Origin of the sequence: Acidiphilium iwatense, from assembly GCF_021556475.1 — a bacterium.
In the GTDB taxonomy this organism is placed as follows: domain Bacteria; phylum Pseudomonadota; class Alphaproteobacteria; order Acetobacterales; family Acetobacteraceae; genus Acidiphilium; species Acidiphilium iwatense.
In genome coordinates this window covers 1-1,125 of record NZ_JAKGBZ010000151.1, presented here as the reverse complement: position 1 = coordinate 1,125, position 1,125 = coordinate 1, and the positions used below count along the sequence as shown (strand labels likewise).

Below are 1,125 nucleotides of genomic sequence, written 5' to 3'. Positions count from 1 at the left end.
CGAACAAGCGTTGCCTGCCGGCCCGCATGTCGCCGTGTTGCCAGATGGAATTTTTGTAGGTGGAGCGGTGGCTGTTCATGAGGTGTTGCTCCAGGTTGGACGCTGCAACGGGCGTGGTCCGTTGGTTACCGCAAGAGTGATCATCCTACCGCCGCAGCATGGGCAGATGTCTGACGGCGGCATGGCCGGCGAACACGCGGCCTCTGCGTCGGCTGTGGTTTTGGGTTCTGGTGAAGGTACTGCCAGCAGGTTCCGGCAGAGGTCGATTTTGGTTGCACGCTGCCCATTAGCGAGGAACCCGTAGTGGCGGATGCGATGGAAGCCATCGGGCAGGGTATGCTGGAGAAACCGGCGGATGAATTCATCGGCGTTGAGCGTCATGGGCTTGGTCTTGCCGTGATGGCGATAATCCTTCCAGCGGAAGGTAACCGATTGTTCGGTGATCTCGGCGATCCGGGAGTTTGCGATGGCGACGCGGTGGGTATAGCGGCTGAGATAGGCGAGGACCTGGGCTGGGCCGCCGAAGGGCGGTTTGGCATAAACCACCCACTCGATTTGGTGCAGCGCACGCAGTTTTGCGGCGAAGGCATCCGGTTCAGCGACGCCGGCCAGATCGCCGAAGAAGTTAAGCTGGCCAGCCTCGAATGCCCCGCGCAACGCATCGAGAAACAGCCGGCGGAACAACCGTGATAGAACGCGGATCGGCAGGAAGAAGCCCGGCCGGCAACCCACCCAGCGCGTACCGTCGAGCGATGGACCGCCGCCGGGCACAACGCAATGAACATGCGGATGGTGGTGCAGATTTTGGCCCCAGGTATGGAGCACGGCCAGTAGCCCGATCTCTGCGCCCAGGTGCTTGCGATCCGCTGCAATGGTGCGCAGCGTCTCGGCCGCGGTCTTGAACAGGATGGTGTAGATGACCTCCTTGTTCTGAAACGCCATCTCCGCCACCGGCGCCGGCAGCGTGAAGACGACATGGAAGTACGGCACTGGCAGCAGATCGGCCTGCCGTGCCGCCAGCCAGGCAGCGCGGGCATGCCCCTGGCACTTCGGGCAATGGCGGTTGCGACAACTATTGTAGGCGCAACGGATCAGCCCGCAATCGGAACAGACCTCGGTATGGCC

General features: G+C 62.3%; 1 protein-coding gene. It reads right to left on the bottom strand.

Going from position 1 to position 1,125, the window contains the following annotated elements; translation table 11 throughout:
• Positions 1-75 precede the first annotated feature (75 nt).
• On the bottom strand, positions 76-1,125 hold a 1,050-nt coding region (locus L2A60_RS20510; RefSeq protein WP_407932584.1), incomplete at its 5' end, for an IS91 family transposase.